Source organism: Actinoplanes sp. NPDC020271 (assembly GCF_044388125.1).
GTDB lineage: Bacteria > Actinomycetota > Actinomycetes > Mycobacteriales > Micromonosporaceae > Actinoplanes.
Window position 1 is genome coordinate 37,432 of sequence record NZ_JBIRWQ010000032.1, and the last position, 15,457, is coordinate 52,888.

A 15,457-nucleotide genomic window follows, 5' to 3' on the forward strand; every position below is an offset into this window, starting at 1 on the left:
TAGGACATGAAGATCTTCAGAAGTGTGCTGTGATCCTGCGGCGCGGGCCGTCAACAGTGATCCGGCCGCCGTAGGGCAGGACGTGCTGCGGTTCCGTGTGGCCGAAATCGACACCGAACACGATCATCGCGGACGGATTGTATGTACCGAACGCCCGAAGAATGGCCGCACGCTGGTCATCGCGATATTTCTGCCGATCCGCAACCGGCCGCGGGTTCATGAAGTGCGTCGCCTTGGCGGTGCCGACGAGGACCGCCGGGAACTGTTGCAGCAGCCCGCGTTCCCCGAAGTTGCGCAGCATGTGGAACACGTCTTCGGCCGGCGGCATCTCCTCGGACGTCTCCAGCAGCAGCACGCACCCGGCGTAGTCACCGACCGGACGGATCCACCGACCGGCCGCCAGATTCCAGTGGAGGATGTCGAGGCAGCCACCCCAGGTCGGCGCGGTCACGACCGTTTCCGGCCGGTGCCAGATCCGGCCGGGGCTGGGCACCTGGGGTGCCGATGCGGTGAGCGCTCGGCTCTCGTTCCAGTCGACTTCTTCCTCGCTGAACGTGTCGACCGGCTCGATGTCCAGGTCGCCGCCGTCGAAGAGGGCTGCCCGGAGGGTCGCCACGTGCACCGGCTGGATGCCTTCGGGGCGCGCCAGGTGCATCATCGTCGACCCGCCGTGGAAGGCGGCGAGGCCGTGGCCCCAGAGCCAGTTGAGCAGGTTCGTGTTGTCGGAGAAGCCGAAGAACGGTTTCGGGTCGGCCCGGAACACCGCCGGGTCGAGGTGCCGCAGCACGGTGAGCTGGTCGTCGCCGCCGATAGTGGCGAAGACGGCCCGGATCGCCGGGTCGGACCAGGCCGCGGTGAGGTCACGAGCGCGGTCGGCCGGGGGTGCGTCGAGCCGCCGGGTGGTCGGGAACTCGACCGGTTCCAGCCGTAGTTCGTCGCGGATCCGCTGGAGCGCCCGCTCATGCCGCTCCGGGAAGAGTGCTGGCGCGGCGAAGGACGGGGACAGCACCGCAACCCGGTCGCCGGGACACAGTTTCGGGGGCATGTGCGGAGACATGCCCCCGATTCTGGTCAGGTGACGGTGGCCGTGCCGAGCGTTTTTCCGTCGGAGTCGTTGATCAGGATCTCTTTCACGTCGGTCGCCGTGAACGAGCTGGACCCGTCGACCTTGGCGGTGTGCTCGGGCGTCTCACCCCAGACGGCCGCCTGTTCCTGGGTGCCGTCGGCGCGTTTGACGATGCAGACGAAGGGCGCCTTGCCCGACATCCCGGTCATGTTGAGCGAGACCTGAACGCCCCACGCCTTCTTGACCAGGGTTGCCTGGCCGGTCATTGTGCTCCCGGCCGCGGCCTGGAAGTTCGCGGTGATCGGCTGCACCGCGACGGGCGGGCTCTGTGTCGTGCCACCACCGTCGCCGGTGTTGACGATCACGCCGTAGCCGATCGCGCCGGCCGCGATCACCGCCACCGACGCGGCGACCAGCCATCGCGTCCGGCTGACCCGGGTTTCCCGGGTTTTCTCGGCGCGCATGCGGCTGAGCAGTTCCTCGATGTTCTGCGGACTCGGCCGCGCGGCCGGAGCGACCGTGAGCGGCGGAAGATCACCACCCATGTGCCGGGCGTCCGGCAGGTGTTGCAGCATTTCCGGGACAGGCGCGAGCCTGTCGAGTTCGGCCCGGCACTCGGCGCAGTCGTGCAGGTGCGCGTCGAGCCGGTCGGTGTCGGTCTCGTCGAGGCCACCCAGAAGGTAGCCACCCAGTAGACGGTGCAGGCTGTCGTGCTCGTCAAGATCACTCATGCCGCACCTCCGCTCCCGGTGCGGCACAAATCGCCGAACAAGCCGAACTCATGCCACACCCCCGCTCCCGGTGCGGCACAAATCGCCGAACAAGCCGAACTCATGCCACACCCCCGCTCCGGAGCATGCCCATCTCCTCGAAGACGGCGCGGAGGGCACGAACCGCGTAATAGGCCCGCGATTTCACCGTGCCTTCCGGCACCGAGAGCCGGCGTGCCGCGTCGGCCACGCTCTGCCCCTCGTAATACATGGCCTGTATCACCGCCCGATGTTCCGGGGAAAGCCGTTCCAGCGCTTCCGCGACCAGCCAGCCCTCCACCATTTGATCCACATTGTCTGCCGACGGCACGGAGTTGACCGCGGTCTCGTCGGAGACCAGGCGTGGCCGGCGCTGTTCCGCCCGCCATGCGTTGGTCACCACGTTACGAGCGATGGTGAGCAGGTACGACCTGGTTCGTCCCGGTTCCGGATCGAGGTGGTCGATGTGCTTCCACGCCCGTAGCAACGTCTCCTGGACCAGGTCCTCGGCCTTGTGCCGATCGGAGACGTATCTCGAGACGAAGTTGATCAGAACTGCGTAGTGCTCTGTGTAGAGCGCGGTCATCAGTTGCTCGTCGGGGCTCACCCGTCGCTTCATCGGCGCCAGCTCCCCTCGGGTTCCGCCCGGCCACCCGGATGTACATCGTGGCATGCGATCCGGTTCACGGTGGGGGCAGAAAACCGGAAAACGTCGATGCCCGGCCCCTTACGAGGAACCGGGCATCGCGGTGACGATCAGTGGATCAGGAGCTGGGTGTCGGACTGGCCGAGGTACTGGCGGTGGCGCAGGCGCCAGGACCGCCGTAGCGGAACGTCCGTGGGCTCAGCTGCGCGACCAAGTAGTACTTGCTGGTGCTGCGCACGATCACGCTCGGGTCGGGACCGTTGAGGTAGGCCACGCTGCCGATCCGGGCGGAGGTGCTGTCGTCCGACGTCTTGCCGTTGCCCATCTCGGTGCACGGGCTGTCGGAGGAGGCGGCCACCTCGCCGAACACCTGGACCAGACCGGTCTTGGTGAACGAGACGTCACCCCAGAGCTTGACCGGGAAGTAGCCGACCCACTCGGTGTCGTACGCCACCCACCAGGCGTCGTTGTAGAACTGGATGCCGAACCGCTTCTGCTGGTCGACCGCGAGCGTGTCCCCGGCGATCACGGTCTTGCTGTACTGCACGAAACCGCAGCCGTTGTAGCAGGACGTCTCCCGGTTGACCCAGTGGTAGACGAACAGGTGCGGGTCGTCGTCACCGTTCACGACGCGGTCGACGTTCCACCCGACCTCGACGATCTGATTGCCGTCGGCGGACTGCACGGCCAGCTCGGCGAGCGTGTGATAGTCCCGCTTGTCGAGCTTCGGCTTGTTGATCGTGAGGTTGACGTAGGCACCGTCCGAGACGGCCGCCTGCGACCCCACGTTGTAGAGGAAGCTGACCGTCTCGTCGTCACTGCTCGACGACGCGGACGGGGCGGCCGACGGCTCCGGCGGAACCACGTTGGTCCTGGCGGTCCGCAGGTAGGTCGACCGGTTGCTGCGGCCCTTGGGCGCGAACTCCTCGTCGGGCGCGCCGGTCTCCCTGCCGGCCGGCCCGGCCACACTGAGCCCGGCGGTCTTGAGCGCCTTGCTGCTCGCCCCGTTCCGGCCTCGCTTGACCTGTTGCGGCCGGGTTCCCCAGGGCAGTTTGGACGGCGGCTTCAACGCCGGCGCGGCCGCGACCGGGGCAGCGGTGGTGGCCGCCGCGGATGCGCCCGGGATCTGTTCGGCCCCCGCGTTGAGAGTGGAGACGACTCCGATCGCGCCGATCACCGCGACGGCGAGGCCGGCGGCGAGCAGACCGCGGCGTGACTTCAACACGTGTCCGTCCTCGTGCATCGGGGGGATGCCGCATGGACTTCGCGGCGGGCCTCACCATATAGCTTTCTCAATTGCCCAGGGACGTCCTGACCAGCAACTCTGCCGTAACGGCTGAGGCTGTAGGCCTTTCCGGTGACAGACCGGTCACTTTGCTCGACGCAGGGTGTCCGCACCATTGCGCACAGCAGTTTTTCGCATCACGGCAGGAAAGAGGCAAACTCGTTTAAGCCTCTTTCGAGTGACACGCCGGATCCGGGAAACCGCCCCACGCGATCAACATCTGTGGTAAAACCTATCTTGCCGATAGGTTATGTATGCCCTCACCGAGGAGAACGCATGTCTGCCACCGCCCTCCGACTGGATCACCTCGCCATCGCGCGGCAATTCGCCAACGCGCCCGAGGGGTGGGTGGTTCCGCCCCGGTTCGACCCGGTCGAGCGGTGGTACCACCGGCTGGCGGCCGCCGACGACCACGAGGTGTGGCTGCTCACGTGGCTGCCCGGGCAGCAGACCGAACTGCACGACCACGGCGGCTCGGCCGGCGCGTTCCACGTCTTCAGCGGCACTCTCACCGAGGACACCGTCGGCGGGCCGGCCGAGTCCCCCCGCGTCGTCACCCGCGACCTGGGCGAGGGCGCCGGCCGCCGCTTCGGCACCCACCACGTGCACCGCATCGTCAACCGCGGCACCGACCCGGCGATCAGCATCCACGTCTACGGCCCCGCGCTGACCACGATGACGAAGTACCGCCTCGGCCCGGCCGGCCTGCACGTTCTCGCCGTCGACAAGGCCGGCTCCCAGTGGTGACCCTCGCTCCCCCGGCCGGCTCGAAGAGCATCGCCGAGATCCTCGACGAGGCCCGCACCCGGCTCGACCGGCTCGGCCCGCTCGCCACCGACGCCGCCATCCGCGACGGCGCGATCCTGATCGACATCCGCCCGGCCGCCCAGCGCGCCGAGCACGGCCGGATCCCCGGCGCGCTGATCATCGAACGCAACGTCCTGGAGTGGCGCCTCGACCCCCGCAGCGACGCCCGCCTGCCGTTCGCGAACAGCTACGACCTCGCCGTGATCATCACCTGTCAGGAGGGCTACACCAGCAGCCTGGCCGCCGCCGCCCTGCAGGACCTCGGACTGCACCGCGCCACCGACCTCGACGGCGGATTCCGCGCCTGGAAAGAGGCCGGACTCCCCACCACAAACTGAAGATCAAATTCTTCATTGCCCATCTCCGCTGTGGTCGCCGATCGTCGCTCCCGCGGGGACCCTTCCGGGCCGAGCAGGGGCGCGGGGCGCCCCTGAACGCTCAGCCCGAAAGGGCGACGTCCGTGGGTGGGCACGGTCAGCCCACAACCCCGCCGTGACCGGGAGTTCCGCCCGCACGCGAACAAGCCCGGGGCAGAGAAGCCGTTCAGCTCCGAGCCCCGCCGGCGACTGCCGTCCGGCCCCGGAACGCCGGTCGCGCCCCGCATGACGGCGTGCTCTTGTGCCGGCGTCAGGCTTTCGGCCGTTCGTCACGCGACAACGGGTGGCGTCCTCACGATGCGGCTGGTCAAGCCTTCACGACGTAGCTGGTCAGGCCGTTGATCAGCAGGTCGAGGCCCCACTCGAAGCGCTCCTGCACCGTCCCCGACGTCATCGCGTCGGGGTGCGCCCGCAGGTACGGGAAACGGTCCTCCGGAAGCCCCGCGAAGTATGCCTTCAGCTCCACTTTGACCTGTCGTTCCGCCTCTTCCTGGGTCTGCTTCAGGTTTCGCATCTGCGCACGCCAGATCGAGTTCTCGTAGGCGTCCGCGGTGACGTACAGGAAGATCCGCTCGATCGCCCAGGAGCCGTAGTGCGGCGGCAGGCCACCCTTGATCACCAGCGCGAGCATCCACTCCGAGGCGCGTAGCGCGTTCGGCCCGTTGGGGATCATGGCGAGTGCCACCCGGGCCAGGTCGTTGTGCGCCTGCAGGATCTCGTGGGTGTGCAGCATCAACTGTTTGACCTGCGCCTGCCAGCGGTCCGGCTCGTGCGGCGGCAGTTCGATCTCGCCGCAGACGCGGTCGAACATCAGCCGGAGCAGCTCGTCCTTGTTGGACACGTGCGCGTAGAGGCTGGACGGCCCGGTGCCGAACTCGGCGGCGACGCGGCGGGTGCTGACCGCGTCGATGCCCTCCGCGTCGGAGATGCGCAGCGCGGCGTCGATGATCTGCTCACGGTCGAGCTGCACGCGGGTGGGCCGCCGTTCGGGGAGCGGCTGCCAGGGGGAGGTCTTCATCGCTCTCTAAATTAGTTGACGTGAACAGTGTTCGCCACTAAAACAGTGTTCGTGACAACGAACAGTGTTCAAACAGAGCGGCTCACGACGGAGCCGTATCGCTATCGGTGGGTCGCGCTCTTCGTGATCCTCGCGGTCGAGGTGATGGACCTGCTCGACTCGCTGGTCACCACGATCGCCGGTCCGGTGATCCGGGCCGAGCTCGGCGGGTCCTACAGCTTGATCCAGTGGCTCGGCGCGGCCTACACGCTGGCCATGGCGATCGGCCTGCTCACCGGCGGCCGGCTGGGTGACATCTACGGTCGCCGCCGGATGTTCCTGATCGGTGCGGCCGGCTTCAGCCTCGCGTCGCTGGCCTGCGCACTGGCCCCGGCGCCCGGCTTCCTGGTCGGCGCGCGGGCGGTGCAGGGCCTGTTCGGCGCGCTGATGCTGCCGCAGGGCCTGGGCATGTTGCGCGAGATGTTCGCCCCGGCCGAGCGGGCCAAGGCGTTCGGCGCGTTCGGCCCGGTGATGGGCCTCTCCTCGGTCGGCGGCCCGATCCTGGCCGGCTGGCTGGTCGACGCGGACTACTTCGGCGCCGGCTGGCGGATGATCTTCTTCATCAACCTGCCGCTGGGGGTCTTCGCGGTGATCGGCGCGCTGAAGTTCCTGCCCGAGTCCCGCTTGGAGCGGGCACCCCGGCTGGACTGGCTCGGCGTGCTCTTCGCCGCTGGTGGCGCTTTCCTGCTGCTCTACCCGCTGGTGCAGGGCCGGGAGTTGGACTGGCCGGTGTGGACGTTCGCCATGCTGGCCCTCGGCGTGGTCGCGTTCGGCCTGTTCGGGGCGTATGAGGCCGGTCGTGACAAGCGCGGGCTCGACCCGCTGGTCACCCCGAGCCTGTTCCGCAAGCGGGCGTTCACCGGTGGTCTGGCGCTGGGCCTGATGTTCTTCGCGTCACTGATCGGCACCGGTCTGATCTTCACGTTCTACCTGCAGATCGGCCTCGGGTACACGCCGCTCAAGGCCGGTCTGACCACGCTGCCGCAGGCGCTGGGCATGGTGGCCGGCTTCATCGTGGCCGGCGCCGGCCTGGCCGAGAAACTGGGCCGCAAGCTGCTCCAGATCGGCACGCTGGTGATGGTCCTCGGGACGGTGGCTTTCGCCGCCACCGTGCACCTGGCCGGGGCCGGCATCACGCCGTGGCACCTGATCCCGGCGCTGCTGCTGCTCGGCATCGGCATGGGCCTGGCGATGGCGCCGTTCTTCGGCATCGTGCTGGCCGGCGTCGACGACGAGGAGAGCGGGTCGGCCTCCGGCGCGATCACCTCGGTGCAGCAACTCGGTGGGGCGTTCGGCATCGCCGTGCTCGGGACGATCTTCTTCGCGCTGCTGCCGGGCGCGGTCGGGCATCACGTGGACACGTCGGCCGGCCAGCTGCAGGGGATGCCTCCGGCCGCGGTCGCCGGGCTGCGCGCCTGCCTGACCGACCGGGTGGCCGAGGAGAACCCGGACGTGACCCCGCCGTCCTGCCAGGGGCTGCCGAGCGGTGGCCCCGACCTGTCCGGTTACGTCAGTGAGCAGGTCCGGGCCGGGTTCGAGGACACCACGATCCGCACCTCGGGCGTGTCGCTGCTGCTCCTGCTCGCCGCGTTCGGGCTGACGTTCCTGATGCCCCGCCAGGGCAAGCCGGAAGACGATCACTTGGGGTAGACGACGCCTGACCGCCCGCTGTAAAGGTGCCGGGTGCCGTCCGCCTCGTACCCGGTGTTGGGCGCGTCCAGCCAGACGATGTAGGCCGCGCCCGAGGTCAGCCCGGTGATCGTCGCGCTGACCGTGCAGCCGGTGCCGGCCGGGACGTTCGTCCAGGTCGGCTCCGGCTGCGGGCCGCTGACCAGTTTCTGCGACACGGCGGTGACCCGGTAGTTCGAGTCGTACTGCCGGGGCCATTCGACCTTGAAGCCGCCCGAGATCGGCGTCACCTCGACCGGGATCAGCACGTCCTCGGTTCGCGTGAACGTCTTGGAGCAGCTCGGGTCGGGCGACCCGGAGAGCGTGGCGACGCCCATCCGCGGCCGGGAGCCGAACGGTGACGGGGTCGGGGTGGGCACCGCGCTGCCCGTGACGAGCAGCTGCCAGGTGCTCCCCGGGGTGGGTGTCGCCGCGGTGCTCACCTGCTTGCCGCCGCCACACCCGGCGGTCACCAGTCCGAGCGCCGCCACTGCGATCAACATTCTGAGGTGCCGCACACCTAACGGTTCGGCGGATCACCCACGATGACTTAGCGGTGGGGTGAACCGCCACCCGTCGGCCAGCAACCGGTCGACCGCCCGGATCGCCCCGGTCAGCCGCTCCCGGTAACCGCCGGTCAACTCGATCCACGGCACCCCGCGGGTCGCCAGTTCGGCCCGGAAGCGCCCGGTCATCCACTGCCGCAGGTGTTCGCCGTCGCGCAGCCCGTCGTCCTCGAACGGCACCCCGGCGTCGCCGGTGAGCAGGTACAGGCCAGGGTCACGGACCAGTTCGCGGACCTTGGCCGAGGTGCTGCCCAGGTAACGCTCCTCCCAGATCGTGGTGGCGAACGCGTCGGTGTCGCCGAACAGCACCGGTGAACCGGCCCGGGCCAGGACGTCCTCGGCCGCGGCCTGTTCGACGGCGACCGTCACGAAGTCGTCGCGGTCCCAGGTGACGTCGAAAACGGTCGCGCCGGGCCGGGCGCGGCGTAGTTCGGCGAGTTTGCGTTCGGTCAGTTCACGGCCGAACTCCGGCACCCAACCGGTCGACGACCACACTCCGCCCCGGGTCCGGTAGTGCCGGGCCAGCGCCCGGGCCATGGTCGTGGTGCCGGTCGACTCGGCGCCGACCACGATCACCCGGCGGGTCAGCCAGGCCCGGACGCCCGGGCCGAGATGCCGCCAGTGGGCGATCGGGTCGGCCCGGATCGCGGTGCCGGAGACCGGAATCCGCTCGCGTCCGAGGTCGACCAGGACGGGCTCGGCGCCGAACCGGCGGGCCAGCTCCGCGCCGTACGCCTCGGAGGAGAACACCGCGTCCACCGGCTCCGGCCCGGCCGCGTCCCGGAAGACCGCCATGTGCAGGTCCCAGACGGCCGGGTCGGCGTAGTCGATCGGGTGGTCGTCGTGGACCCCGGCGAACCGGACGTGCGGCTCGTGGGCCTCGCGCAGCCACTCCAGGCGCAGTTCCAGCGGGATGCTCTCCCGGGACGAGGGCGCGACCACCACGGTCACCCGCTCGCAAGCCCGCGCGGCGGCGTCGATGAGGGCGTGGTGACCGGCGTGCGGCGGGTAGAACTTGCCGACGATCAGACCATGACGGAACGTCACGCGAGCACCGCCCGGCGCCACGCCCGGAGCCCCAGCACGCACAGAGTGAGGAAGGCCACATACAAAATCGCGGTCAGCCAGAGACCCTTGTAACCGTACAGCGGGATGTAGATCACATCAGCGGCGATCCGCAGCCACCAGTTCTCCAGCAGTTTCCGCGTCTGCCCGTACGTCGCCAGCAGCGAGAGTGCGGTCGTCAGCGCGTCCGCCAGCGGCACGGTCGACCCGGTCAGCCGGTCCAGGAACAGCCACAGTCCACCGGTCAGCAGCACCCCGGCCGCCGCCAGCGCGAGCCATTCGGCACCGGTGGTGGCCCGCACCGCGAGGCTCGCCCGGTCCGCACCTCCGTGCAGCCAGGCCCACCAGCCGTAGCACCCGAGGATCACGTAGACGACCTGCAGTCCCATGTCGGCGTAGAGCCCGGCCGCGCCGAACACCACCATCAGCAGCAGGACGTTGAGGATGCCGAGCGGCCAGTTCAGGATGTGTTGCCGGACCAGCAGCCCGACGTTGAGCAGGCCGGTGCCGAAGCCGAGCACCTCGGCCCAGGTCGTGGCCACCCCGAAGGCGGTCAGTGCGGTGCTGTTCAACCAATCGATCACGGGGACAGCATCGCCGAGGCGGTGACTATTCGGGGAGCAGGCGGTGCCCGGCCATCTCCAGTTCGCCGTCGTGGATCAGCGTGACCGGCGTGTTCAGCCCGGACGTGTCGTCCTGCAGCACGACCGCGTCACCGTCGATCCGGTACGTGCCGTGGGGGCGGCTGCGCCGGCCGGCGACTTCCCCGGCGTACGTCCCATCGGTCTTGATCTGCAGTTTGACGGTCCCGTCAAAGCTGCGCCACGCGCCGACCACCGCGGCCCCGGTGATCACCCGGGGGCGTTCCGGGACCACGCCGAGGCCGTCCTCGGTGGTGCGGCCCATGGCGATGGCCAGCATCGCGGCGGCGTCCAGGATCGGGGTGTCGACGTGCGGGGAGTTGGAGTGCATGACCCTCTCGTTCGGCCCGCACGTCGGCCACCGGCAGAGATCCCTGAGTTGTTTCTAGGTTGCCCCGCCGCCCTTGAGCGAGCCGAGCACGGCGGCCGCCATCTTCTCCAGGTAGTCGTCGCTGACCGGCTGCCGGGAGACCGCGAGCCGCCAGTAGAGCGGGCCGAGGATCAGGTCGACCGCGATGTCCGGGTCGGTGCCCTCAGGCAGCTCACCGCGGGCGATGGCCTGCCCGACCAGCTTCTCCCCCACCGACTGCTGGTGGATGCGGAGCACCCGCTGGAGGGTCTCGGCGATCTGCGGGTTCCGCGCGGCCTCGGCCATCAGGTCGGGGATGATCTGCGAGGCGACCCGATGCTGCAGCGCGCGGCTGACGATCATCATCAGGAGATCGAGGTCACTGGCGAAGCTGCCGGTGTCGGGGACTGGCACCTTTCTCCCGGCGACATCCGTGATGATCTCCAGTACCATTTCAAGCTTGTTGCTCCAGCGTCGGTAGATCGCGGTCTTGCCGACGCCGGCTCGGCGGGCCACGGCTTCGATGGAGAGACGGCCGTAGCCGACCTCTGCCAACTCGCTCATGACCGCGTTACGAATCGCCACGGTGATGTCATTTCGGAGCACCGCCGCTCCGGCCGGTGCGCGCTTCACTGTCGCCACCGGGTAACTATAGCGCTACGACGTAACGGTTGCGTTCCGCCGCGTCCTCGGATACCGTTCCCTCGACGTCGATACGAACCCGTACCATCGGCGTCGGCGGACGCCTGTCATGCTTCTAGCTGTGCCTGTAGGCGAAACACCGGAGTCCGCCGCCTCGTACCGGCAGACGAGATCGGAGCACCACTCCATGCCAGAGACAGCGGTTGCCGATACCGCTCCCGCGGTTCCCCTCAAGGAACTCGCGCGGCGGCACGGCCTCAGCTCTTCCGGACGGCTGGTCGGACCGTTCGAGTACCTCAGCCAGCTCTGGGGTTACCGGCATTTCATCACCGCCCACGCCAAGGCGAAAACCGTCTCCGCGCTGGGCACCACGCACCTCGGGACGCTGTGGCAGGTCCTGACCCCCGCGTTGAACGCGTTCGTGTACTACATCATCTTCGGCGTCATCATCGGCACCGGGGCGAACAGCACGAACTTCATCGCGTACCTGTGTATCGGGGTCTTCGTCTTCGGGTTCTCCCAGACGGTGGTGGGCCAGGGCGCCAACGCGATCACCGGGAACCTGGGCCTGATCCGGGCGCTGCACTTCCCCCGCGGCAGCCTCCCCCTGTCGACCGTCCTGGTGGAGATCCGCAACTTCATCACCGCGCTCGGTGTGCTGGTCATCATCGTGCTGTTCACCGGTGAGCGACCCAACCTCGAGTGGCTGCTGATCGTCCCGGCGCTGCTGCTCCAGTCGCTGTTCAACACCGGCCTGGTGCTCTTCTTCGCCCGGCTCGGTTCCAAGTTGCGCGACATCAAGCAGCTCATCCCGTTCATCATGCGTTTCTGGATGTACGCGTCGGCCGTGCTCTACCCGGTCACCCGGTTCACCGAGCACCTGCACGGGTGGAAGCTGCACCTGATCGAGGCGAACCCGATGCTGGTCTTCATCGAGCTCTACCGGCATTCGCTGATGGAGAACGTGACGCTGGCCGGCAGCCCGCGACTGCTCTGGACCGAAGCGGTGATCTGGTCCCTGTTCGCGAGCGTCGGCGGCTTCCTCTACTTCTGGCGCGGAGAGAAGGGCTACGGTCGTGGCTGACAGCGAGAAGATCCCCACCGTCGTCGCCGACGACGCACACATCGTCTACCGGATCGTCGGTGCGATCGGGGCGAACCAGACCAGCCCGCTCTCCGCCCTCAAGCGGATCGTCACCAAGACCAACTCGACCAACGTGCGCGAGGTGCACGCGGTCAAGGGCGTCAGCTTCGTGGCCTACAAGGGCGAGGCGATCGGCCTGATCGGCAGCAACGGCTCGGGCAAGTCGACCCTGCTGCGCGCGGTCGCCGGCCTGCTGCCGGTGGCCAAGGGTGCGATCTACGCGGCCGGTCAGCCGTCGCTGCTGGGCGTCAACGCCGCCCTGATGAACGACCTCTCCGGTGAGCGCAACGTCGAGCTGGGCTGCCTGGCCATGGGCATGACGCCGGAAGAGGTGAAGGAGAAGAAGCAGTCGATCATCGACTTCTCCGGGATCAACGAGCGCGGTGACTTCGCCTCGCTGCCGATGCGGACGTACTCGTCCGGCATGGGCGCCCGGTTGCGCTTCTCGATCGCCGCGGCCAAGAAGCACGACGTGCTGCTGATCGACGAGGCGCTGGCCACCGGTGACGCGAAGTTCCGCCGCCGCAGCGAGGCCCGGGTCCGCGAGCTGCGCAAGGACGCCGGCACGGTGTTCCTGGTCAGCCACAGTGAGCAGTCGATCCGGGACACCTGCGAGCGGGTGATCTGGCTGGAGTCCGGCGAGATCCGGGCCGACGGCGAGACCGAGGCCGTGCTCAAGGAGTACGAGAGCTACATGAAGAAGTAGCCGTTGCACGAAAGAAGCGCCCGGGCCGTCGGCCCGGGCGCTTCTTTCGTGGTCAGGTGACCGAGAGATGCACGTGGTTCGTATGGTCGGTCGACGGTGTGCCGCCGGCACCGCTGTACGACTTCCACCCGCTGCTCGGCAGCCAGATCCGTTTGAACCAGATCACGTAGAGCACACCGAGCGTGTCCGAGTTGTGGATGAAGTAGTTGGCCAGGTTCGTGCCGTACGTCTTGCTGGCGCCCGTCGCCACCCCGCCGAACCCGTCCTTGTCGGCGGCGAAGTCGCAGGCCCGGCCCTTCGGATGCTCCCCGCTGTTCTGGTGCCGGAAGCAGGCGACGTAGCGGGTGAAGCCGGCTTTCTGCGCCTGCTTCATCGCGTAGAGCAACCGCGGGGTGATGCAGCCCGTGGTGGTCGGATCGTCCACGGTGCAGCCACCGGCGAGGCTGCCGGACGGTTTGTCGGCGTCCGAGCCGCTGCCACCGGAGCTGCCCGAGTCGTCGTCACCGGTGTCGCCGCCCTGGTTGGCTTCCTTGAGCGCCTGCTCCGCCTGGGTCTTCTTCTTGGCCATCACGTTGAGCTGGCGCTGCTGGTCGAGGACGGTCGCGTCGATCGCCGCCTTCGCCTTGACCTGGTTGTCCCGGGTGGTCCGCAGGTCGGAGATCGCCTGGTTCTGCCGCTCGGCCACGGTGGTCAGCAACTGGGCGCGGTCCAGGAAGCCGTCGGACGTGTCCGCGCTGAGCAGCGCGCTCAACGGGCCGAGCCGGCCCATCGTGTACGCCTGCGCGGCGTACTTGTCCAGCGACGCCTGCTGGGGGGCGATCTGGGCGTCCAGCTCCTTGAGCGTGGTGGCCAGCTTCGTCTGCTGCGTCTTGGACGTCTGCAACTTGGTCTTGGCGGTGACGTAGCCCTTGGAGGCCTCGTCGAGCTTGTCGAGCAGGGACTTGGAGCCGCCCTCACCGTCGTCGCCGGACTCCCCGGGCGCGGCGAGGGGCCGGGGGGCCGCGAGCGCCGGTGTGCCGGCACCGGCTATCCCGCATGCGGCGACCAGCAGCGCGAGAACGGCCACCCATCGTCGCCGCACAGTCACATGCTGCACTGGCTGTTTCCTTCCGTCGGCCGCCGGTCGGGTTAGCTGACGGGTTCGGGACGAAGGAAATCCCTACCGCTGGCGCGGATTCACCCCGGAAGAAATGTGGATCCCCGGCTCGCTCGTTGTTGCGATTAGGCGGCGGTTCCCGGGCGGGAACCGGGACCGACCATACCCACTCGATCGAGGAATCGACAGTTCTCGTACTTATTGCTATGCCTCGGTCACGAGGGGTGACGCCCATTACAGAAAGTCGTTGCAAGGTAACGGCTTTGACGGTTTCTCTGACCCTGATGCCGAGTGATATCTCAGGTAAACTGGCCGCCGGTCCTGCCAGGACGGCACCGCCCCCGAGTTGCCGGCAGGCCGCCGCCCAATCGCCGAAAGGCGAGCCGGGGAACCAGGTAGTTGGGGTGAATCCGCTTTGCGCGGTAGGGATAGCTTCCGTCCCGAACCCGTCAGCTAACTCGGTCGGCGGTGACTAGGAAGGATTGTTGATGACCGCACGTCCCCGCCGGTGGCTGATGCTTGCCCTGGCGCCGCTCGTGGCGACCACGATATTTGTGGCACCCGTCACGCCGGCACTCGCCGCGCCCAGCGGCGGCTCGTCGACCCCCGCGGAGGGTGACGATGACGACGATCTCTCCGCACAACTCGAAGCGACCAACCGACGGTTCGTGAACGCCAAGGCGGCCTACGAGACCTCGGCCAAGAACCTGAAGACGCTCAACACTCAGAAGGCGGACGCCGAGAAGCGCCGCGACGCGCTGATCCCCGAGGTCAACGCGATCGCCCGCCAGCAGTATGAGTACGGCAACCTCAGCACGCTGAGCTTCCTGCTGCAGGCCGACGACTCGTCCGACTTCATCAAGAAGGCCGTCTCGCTCGAGGAGATCAACAAGCTCCACGACGCGAAGCTGAACGAGCTGAACAGCGCGTTGGCGACGATCACCGACAGCGTCACCAAGATCGCTGCCGAGGTGAAGAACCAGAAGACGCAGCTGACCATCCAGCAGAAGCAGCACGACTCGGCGGAGGACCAGCTCGAGCTGCTCGGCGGTGGCACCGGCATCAACAAGACGATCACCAACGGTTTCGTCGACGCGACCTCCAAGGTTGCCGCCCCGGCACCGCGCAACTCCGACGGCGGTTTCTCGCCGGAGTCCTGCAACCAGGACGACCCGACGACCGACGGCTGCATCACCAAGCGGACGCTGCACCTCTATCAGGAGGTGAAGAAGGCCGGCTTCAACCGCTTCGTCGGATGCCATCGTGACGGCGGTCCGTTCGAGCATCCGAAAGGCCGGGCCTGCGACTGGTCACTGCAGAACAGTGGCTTCTCGGTCGCGCACAACGACGACATGATGAGGTACGGGAACGACCTCACCGCGTTCCTGGTGCGTAATGCCGACAAGCTCGGGATCTACTACGTGATCTGGTACAAGCAGATCTGGTTCCCGGCGACGAACAACTGGCATGCCTATCACGGCCCGAGCGACCACACCGACCACGTGCACGTGTCGTTGTTGTAGCGCTCCCCGCCGCACGGAAAAGCCCCCGGTCCTTCGCGGACCGGGGGCTTTCTCGTTCGTACGGGGAAAT

General features: G+C 68.1%; 17 protein-coding genes and 2 riboswitches. Of the genes, 6 read left to right on the top strand and 11 right to left on the bottom strand.

Annotated features, from left to right (window positions below):
- Window positions 1–16: 16 nt before the first annotated feature.
- The 4 genes from ACH442_RS41475 to ACH442_RS41490 form a co-directional block, all read right to left on the bottom strand.
- Entirely contained in the window at window positions 17–1,057 is a 1,041-nt protein-coding gene (locus ACH442_RS41475) for a S66 peptidase family protein (RefSeq protein ID WP_396343630.1), read from the bottom strand.
- A gap of 14 nt (window positions 1,058–1,071) precedes the next feature.
- Entirely contained in the window at window positions 1,072–1,797 is a 726-nt protein-coding gene (locus ACH442_RS41480; protein ID WP_396343631.1) for a zf-HC2 domain-containing protein, read from the bottom strand.
- Between the two features lie 100 nt (window positions 1,798–1,897).
- Entirely contained in the window at window positions 1,898–2,434 is a 537-nt protein-coding gene (locus ACH442_RS41485) for a sigma-70 family RNA polymerase sigma factor (protein ID WP_203680058.1), read from the bottom strand.
- Window positions 2,435–2,579: 145 nt separating this feature from the next.
- Complete coding sequence (locus ACH442_RS41490; protein WP_396343632.1) at window positions 2,580–3,686, bottom strand: neprosin family prolyl endopeptidase; 1,107 nt, start codon at window positions 3,684–3,686, stop codon at window positions 2,580–2,582.
- A 336-nt stretch (window positions 3,687–4,022) separates the two neighbouring features.
- Between ACH442_RS41490 and ACH442_RS41495 the strand changes: the two genes are divergently transcribed.
- Window positions 4,023–4,493, top strand: a complete 471-nt coding sequence (locus tag ACH442_RS41495) for a cysteine dioxygenase (protein WP_396343633.1) — start codon at window positions 4,023–4,025, stop codon at window positions 4,491–4,493.
- On the top strand, window positions 4,490–4,891 hold the full coding sequence (locus ACH442_RS41500) for a rhodanese-like domain-containing protein (RefSeq protein WP_396343634.1): 402 nt from the start codon (window positions 4,490–4,492) through the stop codon (window positions 4,889–4,891). Before ACH442_RS41495 ends, ACH442_RS41500 begins: the two co-directional genes overlap by 4 nt.
- Before the next feature lie 346 nt (window positions 4,892–5,237).
- Here the strand turns inward: ACH442_RS41500 and ACH442_RS41505 are convergent, their stop codons facing one another.
- Complete coding sequence (locus tag ACH442_RS41505; RefSeq protein ID WP_396343635.1) at window positions 5,238–5,948, bottom strand: TetR/AcrR family transcriptional regulator; 711 nt, start codon at window positions 5,946–5,948, stop codon at window positions 5,238–5,240.
- A 51-nt stretch (window positions 5,949–5,999) separates the two neighbouring features.
- Between ACH442_RS41505 and ACH442_RS41510 the strand changes: the two genes are divergently transcribed.
- Entirely contained in the window at window positions 6,000–7,637 is a 1,638-nt protein-coding gene (locus ACH442_RS41510) for an MFS transporter (RefSeq protein ID WP_396343636.1), read from the top strand.
- On the opposite strand, the gene ACH442_RS41515 is transcribed toward ACH442_RS41510, so the two are convergent.
- Genes ACH442_RS41515 through ACH442_RS41535 form a run of 5 tightly spaced genes read right to left on the bottom strand, consistent with a single transcriptional unit; the run spans window position 7,625 to window position 10,918 of the window.
- Window positions 7,625–8,158: a hypothetical protein gene (locus ACH442_RS41515; protein ID WP_396343637.1), complete on the bottom strand. Its 534-nt coding sequence runs from the start codon at window positions 8,156–8,158 to the stop codon at window positions 7,625–7,627. The two genes, ACH442_RS41510 and ACH442_RS41515, sit on opposite strands and share 13 nt — an antisense overlap.
- Before the next feature lie 33 nt (window positions 8,159–8,191).
- Window positions 8,192–9,268, bottom strand: a complete 1,077-nt coding sequence (locus ACH442_RS41520) for an AAA family ATPase (RefSeq protein WP_396343638.1) — start codon at window positions 9,266–9,268, stop codon at window positions 8,192–8,194.
- The gene (gene pnuC, locus ACH442_RS41525; RefSeq protein WP_396343639.1) at window positions 9,265–9,870 is read right to left on the bottom strand and encodes a nicotinamide riboside transporter PnuC; all 606 of its coding nucleotides are present in this window, start codon (window positions 9,868–9,870) and stop codon (window positions 9,265–9,267) included. Before pnuC ends, ACH442_RS41520 begins: the two co-directional genes overlap by 4 nt.
- 25 nt (window positions 9,871–9,895) lie before the next feature.
- Entirely contained in the window at window positions 9,896–10,258 is a 363-nt protein-coding gene (locus tag ACH442_RS41530) for an Atu4866 domain-containing protein (RefSeq protein ID WP_396343640.1), read from the bottom strand.
- A gap of 54 nt (window positions 10,259–10,312) precedes the next feature.
- Window positions 10,313–10,918, bottom strand: coding sequence for a TetR/AcrR family transcriptional regulator (locus ACH442_RS41535; RefSeq protein WP_396343641.1), 606 nt, complete (start codon window positions 10,916–10,918; stop codon window positions 10,313–10,315).
- Window positions 10,919–11,105: 187 nt separating this feature from the next.
- Here ACH442_RS41535 and ACH442_RS41540 point away from each other — a divergent pair, with 187 nt between their 5' ends.
- Both ACH442_RS41540 and ACH442_RS41545 read left to right on the top strand, forming a co-directional pair.
- The gene (locus ACH442_RS41540) at window positions 11,106–12,002 is read left to right on the top strand and encodes an ABC transporter permease (protein WP_396343642.1); all 897 of its coding nucleotides are present in this window, start codon (window positions 11,106–11,108) and stop codon (window positions 12,000–12,002) included.
- Window positions 11,995–12,768, top strand: coding sequence for an ABC transporter ATP-binding protein (locus ACH442_RS41545; protein ID WP_396343643.1), 774 nt, complete (start codon window positions 11,995–11,997; stop codon window positions 12,766–12,768). The genes ACH442_RS41540 and ACH442_RS41545 overlap by 8 nt, the downstream gene beginning before the upstream one ends.
- 52 nt (window positions 12,769–12,820) lie before the next feature.
- On the opposite strand, the gene ACH442_RS41550 is transcribed toward ACH442_RS41545, so the two are convergent.
- Window positions 12,821–13,849 (bottom strand): coiled-coil domain-containing protein, encoded by a 1,029-nt coding sequence (locus ACH442_RS41550; RefSeq protein ID WP_396343644.1) that lies wholly within the window; start codon window positions 13,847–13,849, stop codon window positions 12,821–12,823.
- 20 nt (window positions 13,850–13,869) lie between these two features.
- Window positions 13,870–14,006, bottom strand: a riboswitch (cyclic di-AMP (ydaO/yuaA leader).
- A 209-nt stretch (window positions 14,007–14,215) separates the two neighbouring features.
- A riboswitch (cyclic di-AMP (ydaO/yuaA leader) is annotated at window positions 14,216–14,349 on the top strand.
- Between the two features lie 3 nt (window positions 14,350–14,352).
- Here ACH442_RS41550 and ACH442_RS41555 point away from each other — a divergent pair.
- Complete coding sequence (locus tag ACH442_RS41555; protein ID WP_396343645.1) at window positions 14,353–15,387, top strand: coiled-coil domain-containing protein; 1,035 nt, start codon at window positions 14,353–14,355, stop codon at window positions 15,385–15,387.
- Window positions 15,388–15,457: the final 70 nt, after the last annotated feature.

What these genes read in the sequence shown, in the direction of transcription:
- ACH442_RS41475 (WP_396343630.1), bottom strand. Translation starts at nt 1,057, where the DNA reads ATGTCTCCGCACATGCCCCCGAAACTGTGTCCCGGCGACCGGGTTGCG.
- ACH442_RS41480 (WP_396343631.1), bottom strand. Translation starts at nt 1,797, where the DNA reads ATGAGTGATCTTGACGAGCACGACAGCCTGCACCGTCTACTGGGTGGC.
- ACH442_RS41485 (WP_203680058.1), bottom strand. Translation starts at nt 2,434, where the DNA reads ATGAAGCGACGGGTGAGCCCCGACGAGCAACTGATGACCGCGCTCTAC.
- ACH442_RS41495 (WP_396343633.1), top strand. Translation starts at nt 4,023, where the DNA reads ATGTCTGCCACCGCCCTCCGACTGGATCACCTCGCCATCGCGCGGCAA.
- ACH442_RS41505 (WP_396343635.1), bottom strand. Translation starts at nt 5,948, where the DNA reads ATGAAGACCTCCCCCTGGCAGCCGCTCCCCGAACGGCGGCCCACCCGC.
- ACH442_RS41515 (WP_396343637.1), bottom strand. Translation starts at nt 8,158, where the DNA reads ATGTTGATCGCAGTGGCGGCGCTCGGACTGGTGACCGCCGGGTGTGGC.
- ACH442_RS41530 (WP_396343640.1), bottom strand. Translation starts at nt 10,258, where the DNA reads ATGCACTCCAACTCCCCGCACGTCGACACCCCGATCCTGGACGCCGCC.
- ACH442_RS41540 (WP_396343642.1), top strand. Translation starts at nt 11,106, where the DNA reads ATGCCAGAGACAGCGGTTGCCGATACCGCTCCCGCGGTTCCCCTCAAG.
- ACH442_RS41555 (WP_396343645.1), top strand. Translation starts at nt 14,353, where the DNA reads ATGACCGCACGTCCCCGCCGGTGGCTGATGCTTGCCCTGGCGCCGCTC.